Annotated in this window: 8 protein-coding genes; 5 read left to right on the top strand and 3 right to left on the bottom strand. The window is 48.7% G+C overall.

Going from position 1 to position 6,470, the window contains the following annotated elements:
* Positions 1 to 43 precede the first annotated feature (43 nt).
* The 5 genes from EQY_RS0123145 (at position 44) to EQY_RS0123125 (ending at position 4,033) form a co-directional block, all read left to right on the top strand.
* Positions 44 to 1,837: an Ig-like domain-containing protein gene (locus EQY_RS0123145; RefSeq protein WP_237712295.1), complete on the top strand. Its 1,794-nt coding sequence runs from the start codon at positions 44 to 46 to the stop codon at positions 1,835 to 1,837.
* Between the two features lie 141 nt (positions 1,838 to 1,978).
* The gene (locus EQY_RS25360; RefSeq protein ID WP_071988008.1) at positions 1,979 to 2,266 is read left to right on the top strand and encodes a type IV pilus biogenesis protein PilI; all 288 of its coding nucleotides are present in this window, start codon (positions 1,979 to 1,981) and stop codon (positions 2,264 to 2,266) included.
* Positions 2,267 to 2,294: 28 nt separating this feature from the next.
* Positions 2,295 to 2,513 (top strand): hypothetical protein, encoded by a 219-nt coding sequence (locus tag EQY_RS0123140; protein ID WP_000036323.1) that lies wholly within the window; start codon positions 2,295 to 2,297, stop codon positions 2,511 to 2,513.
* Between the two features lie 258 nt (positions 2,514 to 2,771).
* The gene (locus tag EQY_RS0123130) at positions 2,772 to 3,314 is read left to right on the top strand and encodes a hypothetical protein (RefSeq protein ID WP_001005722.1); all 543 of its coding nucleotides are present in this window, start codon (positions 2,772 to 2,774) and stop codon (positions 3,312 to 3,314) included.
* Positions 3,315 to 3,475: 161 nt separating this feature from the next.
* Positions 3,476 to 4,033 carry an Ail/Lom family outer membrane beta-barrel protein gene (locus tag EQY_RS0123125; RefSeq protein ID WP_000736771.1) on the top strand — a complete coding sequence of 186 codons (558 nt, stop codon included), beginning with the start codon at positions 3,476 to 3,478 and terminating at the stop codon, positions 4,031 to 4,033.
* A 181-nt stretch (positions 4,034 to 4,214) separates the two neighbouring features.
* Here EQY_RS0123125 and EQY_RS0123120 read toward each other — a convergent pair whose 3' ends face one another.
* The 3 genes from EQY_RS0123120 to traI form a co-directional block, all read right to left on the bottom strand.
* On the bottom strand, positions 4,215 to 4,589 hold the full coding sequence (locus EQY_RS0123120; protein ID WP_000604347.1) for a type II toxin-antitoxin system VapC family toxin: 375 nt from the start codon (positions 4,587 to 4,589) through the stop codon (positions 4,215 to 4,217).
* Positions 4,586 to 4,789: a type II toxin-antitoxin system VapB family antitoxin gene (locus tag EQY_RS0123115; RefSeq protein ID WP_001261050.1), complete on the bottom strand. Its 204-nt coding sequence runs from the start codon at positions 4,787 to 4,789 to the stop codon at positions 4,586 to 4,588. Before EQY_RS0123115 ends, EQY_RS0123120 begins: the two co-directional genes overlap by 4 nt.
* A 103-nt stretch (positions 4,790 to 4,892) precedes the next feature.
* On the bottom strand, positions 4,893 to 6,440 hold the full coding sequence (gene traI, locus EQY_RS0123110; protein ID WP_301022088.1) for a TraI/MobA(P) family conjugative relaxase: 1,548 nt from the start codon (positions 6,438 to 6,440) through the stop codon (positions 4,893 to 4,895).
* Between the last annotated feature and the right edge of the window lie 30 nt (positions 6,441 to 6,470).

The following is a 6,470-nucleotide window of genomic DNA, read 5'->3' as shown; positions in this document are numbered from 1 at the left end:
AATCTTTTTGGGGTTTTAATTCCTATCGATGAACGCTGACGGTGTGGCCACAGCCACCCTGACCAGCCAGACTGCCGGTATTATCCGGGTTACGGCCACCACCCGTAACCAGACGGCAAAAGCGGCTGATGTGACCTTCGTTGCCACCATGCAGGGAGAACTGCTGGCTGACCGTACTCAGGCGCGGGCCGATGGTCAGGAGGCTGTCAGCTACACCCTGACGCTGAAAACTACTGACGGTAAGCCCCTTTCAGGGAAAAACGTCACATTCACCACCACAGCCGGGCAACTGAGCAGGACACAGGGCACCACCGACCAGAACGGCCAGCTGTCTGTGCAACTGACCAGCACCCGTGCCGGACAGGCGGTGGTGAATGCCTCCGTGGACGGCACCACCATCAGTGCCTCTCCGGTGACGTTTGAAACCCGCCTGGATTCCGCCATTGTGGTGAACAAAACCTCCGCCGTTGCCGACGGTCAGGACGGTATTATTCTGACCGCTGTCATCCGGGATGCCGCCGGCATTCCGGTCGCCGGGCAGACTGTCACCTGGCACACGGACAACGGGCAGTTCACACAGCAGGATGCAGTGACAAATGCCGCCGGTGCCGCCTCTGCCACCCTGACCAGTACACAGGCCGGTACTGCACAGGTATCGCTTTCCCTGAACGGTACGACCACCACAGTAAGTGCACCCCGCGTCAGTTTCACGCAGCAGTTGTATCTCACCCTGCAGGCCGGCAGGACCACCGCTGTGGCAGACGGAAACGACGCCATCACGTACACCCTGGACGTGCGTGACGCGGCAGGTCAGCCCGTGAAGGATAAGGCCGTGCAGTGGAGCACCGATCTGGGCACACTTTCGACCCTGCAGGGCACAACCAGTGCACAGGGCGAAGCCACTGTGACGCTGACCAGCACACAGGCCGGACAGGCCGTGGTTAATGCCACCGTGGACGGTAAACAAATCAGCGCACAGTCTGTCACCTTCACCCGTACCGTCCGTGGTGTCATCACGGTTGAAAAAGAGCGTGTTTATCCGGGAAGCAGGCAGACGGTCACCCTGACGCTGACGGATGCCGCAGGCAACCCTGTCAGTGGCGAACGCGTGGACTGGCATGCTGACAGTGGCAACCTCTGGCAGACACAGGGCACCACAGATGCACAGGGCCGTGCCACCACGACATGGGAAAGTACCACGCCCGGAACGGCCACCATTACCGCTGACGCGTATGGTCAGCAGTACACAGCTCCCGTCATCACGGTCATGCCTGCCCTGACGGTCAGCAGCGTCACCGGCATCGATGCCACCGGCGCAGATGGTCAGAACTTTGGTAAGCATGTCCCCGACAACACCTGGCCGGGCGCGAAATTCCGCATCGATACGGAGAATACCGCCGGCACGGTCACCTGGACCGCCTCCTCTCCGGCGGTGAGCATCAGTGGCAATGTCATGACCGTGAAAAGCAATCCGGCAGGCGTCATCCTGACAGGTACGGATGCAGACGGACAGACCGTGACCCTGAATATGGGCAGCAACTGGTTTGCGCAGAGTGCAATGGAAAGCGGTTTTCTCAACATCGATGTTCCCGGCTCTGCCATCCATACCTGTAAAGCACTGAATGCAGGCGTTGCAACCGAAAGTCAGTTGAGCGGAATTATCAGTGAGTGGGGGGAACTCCAGAAATATCCGGGCTGGACATCACTGGCCAGCAACTGGCTGTACAGTAGCACCACCGTAGTGCGGAATGGCAAAACCTATTACCGGGCATTTTATCTGCCACAGGGCGTGGTCAGTGAACTGTCCGGGCCGAGTGGTTATTACGCCTGTCGCTAATGCTTTTCTGAACTGAAACATGATGTCGTAAGGTCTTAATTTACATCTTGCGACATCTATAAACACACATACAGATAATTACTTTCGCAACTCTGAGGTGATTTATGATTAACATCATCCAAAATGACAATGGCGACGACGATGATGATAAAAATACTTGTTGTATCAAATAGTGGGCATGAAAGGATAATTAATCTGAATAATTCCACTATTGAAGCACTTTCAGATAATGACTTTGCAAAAGTCACAAAATCATTACGCATATCAAAAAACAGAATGGTATGTATTATCCAGGATGGCAATCGTATTCTCCGCTGGGACAGAAGTTATGCTTCTCATGCAAAAAATCACTGGCGAAAAGTTGCTCCTGATAGTTTTGAAGTTTTAGGAACAATTGAAAATCTGCATTACCTGGGTAAACAAAATTAAATTGCCTAAGCCGTAAAGAGGTAAACATATGAGCAAAATCCGATTTGTAACTCCGCCATACCGACTTGTAACTCTGGCATCCGATATTAACAATATTAAAGAAATTTATTCTGATGATGAGTTAAACCGTTTGCTGGAAACTGTTAATCAGAATTGCCCGACCAGAATTATATTGCGTACCGTTGGGAAGAGTGTTGAAAACATGAAAGATTCATTAGAGGATAAAAACAATGATGACAAAATATGATAAGGAACGATTCAATAAAAGAATCAGTGATGAAGTACAGATTAGTGCCGATATCCGTATTAATGACTTCATGACAGAAAGTGCAGCTTACATCACTATAACCGAACCATCCCTGTATAAGCGATCAGAGCTAATTTTGAAAACGAAGAAACGGCCTGCCGTTAATCTGTTACAAATATAAACCGTAGTTAATTATCTTACAGGACGAATCTGCTCTGACGGATTCGTCCTGTCTTATATTAAGGAAAAGGTATAAAAATGAATGAGCGGATTAATGATAAAAGAAGATTTGAATACCATATTTGTAAGTTGCAGTTCTGCGCCAGAAAACTTACCGGTGATATTGACTGCGTATTCATCAGGGAAGGCAAATGTTTTAACTCTCATAACATTTTAATTCAGGGCAGAAAAGGGAAACTGTCCATTTTAATTAAACCAGCAGATGAATTAAGCATACCATCATCACTGAATATGAAAACCAGACGGCAATGGTTCATTACCCTGCCACCGGAGTATAATACTCATCAGTTTATTTACCGGATAATTCAGGAACCATCCTGCTCTGTCTGGCCACTCACTGTAAAGCCCGTCAAAACTTTCTTTAATATATCTCCTGCAGAAAGAAATAAAATAAAGAAAATACACAGAAAAAACGTTAAGTTTCTTCTGCAGGCACTGACGCTCGACGTAACGCAGGGAAATGTCCGTTTTCAGGATGCCGCCACTCGCTATACCGCCTGTACGGGTTGCGACATCAACACATCACTTCGCTATTTCAGTCATGTTTATCTTGAGCGTTAAACTAATTGCATCAGACCTCAGGGGGAATGCTTGTTAATTATCGGAAAATACGTAAAATAAAGGAAGTTTTGTTATTTTGTGATTTACAAAACTCAAACACAAAAACAACAAACGTACACAGACAATCAATACTTAACCATTAATAATAAGGGGACAACAAAATGAAAAAATTGTCAGTTCTTTCAGCCATCATATTATCAGTGGCAAGCGGTTCCGTGCTGGCTGACAACCATTCGTTTTCTGTCGGTTATGCACAGAGTAAAATTCAGGATTTCAAAAACATCAGAGGGGTAAACCTGCAGTACAGGTATGAATGGGATTCCCCGGTCAGTATTATGGGCAGTTTCTCCTGGATGAAGGGGGATGGCAATCAGGAATATCACTCATATGGCGATTCAATTAAAAACCAGGTTGATGCAAAATATTATTCCCTGCTGACCGGCCCTGTATGGCGTATTAACGATTACATGTCACTGTATGCGACTGGCGGCGTGGCGCATGTTAAAGCTGATGGTAAAACAGCATGGACAAATGTTGATGGTTATTTCGCCAGAGAAAATATTTCGAAAAAATCCACATCGTTTGCTTATGCTGCCGGGGTAATGATTAATCCGACAAGTAATATTACAATTAATGCCGGATATGAAGGAACCAGAGCAAAACTTGGCGATAATTATTCCATTAATGGATTCAATATTGGCGTGGGTTATCGCTTTTAATAAAGCAGAATGAGCATAATAGTGTTCATATCTGTTTTTTAATTAACCAACCGGTACATTATGTATCGGTTGTCTGTAACAAATCAATGCCGCCTGTAACGGGACGAATAACTGCTGTCATGAACGTAACCATGCGTCTGTTGTTGTCCGCAGGGGCTCCTGAAATTCATCTGACAGCTTTTCAATGTACAGGCTGATATTCTACATTCAGGCGTTTTGCCAGTCGTGACAGTCGCTTATCCAGCGTCCATATTTTAGCCCCGGGGGTAATCCTCGTTGATGCTAATAATGTTATATCAACCAGACCACACCCCAGGCCGAATAATTTTTCATTTTCAATGAACGCCAGAACTTCAGTAATCGTGGCCTGATGACTTTTCGGTAACAAATCTAAATCACTCAATGTTCGCTGTCTGGGCGCTGGCGGTGTACCACATGCAATTTCAGCCAGGATCATGGGGTGCATAAGAACAAAGTCTGATTGCAATAGCTGAATCAATGTATCATTTTTATTTTTAAAATGATCAACCCACACTGACGTATCTACTAATATCATTCCGCCACATCTCCACGCCTGCGTGGTGTTATCTCCATATCCGGGGCAGCTCCACCAAGTGAAGCCAGGCGTTTCGCAGCCTGCACACGAATAAACGTTTTCACAGCTTCACGGAAAATATCTGATTTATCCATACCCGGATCAGCCATTTCCAGCGCCTGTGCGTACAGAACATCGTCGATCGTTACAGTAGTTCTCATATTTTTGCATCCTGATGTGATATTTGATTCGATTATGAATCAAATATCACATCTCATCAAGTTACGCATCCGGACAAACAGTATTTGCCCGAATGGCTCTAACTTAATGCCGTCTGTAACGGGACGAATAATTGTCGTCATGAACGTAATCATGCTTCTGTTGTTGTCGCACATCGTCCTGCACCGGGGTTTTTGGTGCGCCTTCCATCAGCCAGCGCAACGACTCCCGGGCAATTTCCGGCTCATCCTTCTGCGGGCTGGCCGGTGCTGTATCATACCCCGCCATCTGCCGCTGTGCCCTGTCTGTTAACGGCAACGGCTTTTCACTACCCTCGTTAAACCACGGTACGATACTGCAGGCTTTATTCACGAACTGCGGCTCACCGGTAAAATACATCCTCTCCCCGCTTTTCACTTCCGCCAGAACCATCGCGCCGGCAATATGCTGGCCATCCTGACTGTAAGGATCCGCGATTTCTATCCTGTCACCGGTATCCTGCAGCTTGACTTCCCCGTCCTGACAATACTGGATACGCCCGTCACGCGTTATCTGCGTCTGATACCCCTCTATCTCATAAGGCCGGATATCATCCGCCACCGCACACACTATCGCGTTCTCACTGAGGCGGTTTTCCTGCTGCATCTTCTTCTGCATATAAAAACGTCCGCGCAGACAGGAAATCGCCGCTGCATCGTTATTCAGCGCCTGCTGCTCCACCCACTGCCAGTACCCCATTCGCCGGTTCTCCGGACGGGCATAAAACGCCTTTCTTTCCTCCCGCAGCGTCTCCTTCAGGGCTATCATGGCCTGCCGTCTCTCCAGTGCCAGGACGTTATAAGCCAGTTTACGCAGTAACGGATCGCGGATCTCCGCACGGACCTGAGCACGCCGCCAGGCAAACTGACCTGACACATGATAAAAACGTTCCCGGATCTCATCACGATCCATCTCCGGTCGGGTCCAGCCGGCACGGTACGCGTTATAACGGGCTTTCAGCGCCTCCCTTGCATCTGCCCGTTCCTCCCTGCGTGCACTGGATGCGCCAATGTCCCGCTTGTGTGCACGCACGTCATACACATACTCCTGCGGATAATTACTGCCGAGGTAGTTATCGTTTTCATCAAAGTAATTTTCCACTACCGGTGACGGTGTGAATTTCCCCAGGTAAGGCTCCAGCACCCGTTTCGTCAGATCAGGATGCAGCGTGCTGGCTTTGATGGGCGTGACCGTATCATCATGACGGGAATACACCGCCAGCCCTTCGCCCTTCTCCTTCAGCTCCAGACCGAGGCGAATCAGTTCAGTGTGCAGCGCCTCCCAGGTGGCTTCCCCGCTGTGCAGTATCTTCCCGATGGTGTGGCGGGCCTCATCCACGGCGTAGCTGTACAGACTCTCCTTATCCGCATGGTATTCCATCTGACGGGCCTTACGGGGAATGGATTTAAACTCATCCTGTTTTCTGATCCAGTTCCCGTTCTCATCTTTCTGGCAGCAACCGTTATCCGGTGTAAATCCGTATTTCTGCTCCAGTTCACGACTGGCTTTATGCAGTCTGAAGTAATCATCATAAAGGCTTGCCGCACGGTATGTTTTCGGGTTAATACGGTTCACGGTGATGTGACAGTGCACATGTTCCGTATCCCTGTGAATGGTAATATTCCGGTGACCTCATCTTCACAG

The sequence above is a fragment of the Escherichia sp. TW14182 genome (assembly GCF_000208525.1).
Classification (GTDB): domain Bacteria; phylum Pseudomonadota; class Gammaproteobacteria; order Enterobacterales; family Enterobacteriaceae; genus Escherichia; species Escherichia ruysiae.
Note: the sequence above shows the minus strand (reverse complement) of the source record. Positions and strands in the feature narration are given on the sequence as shown.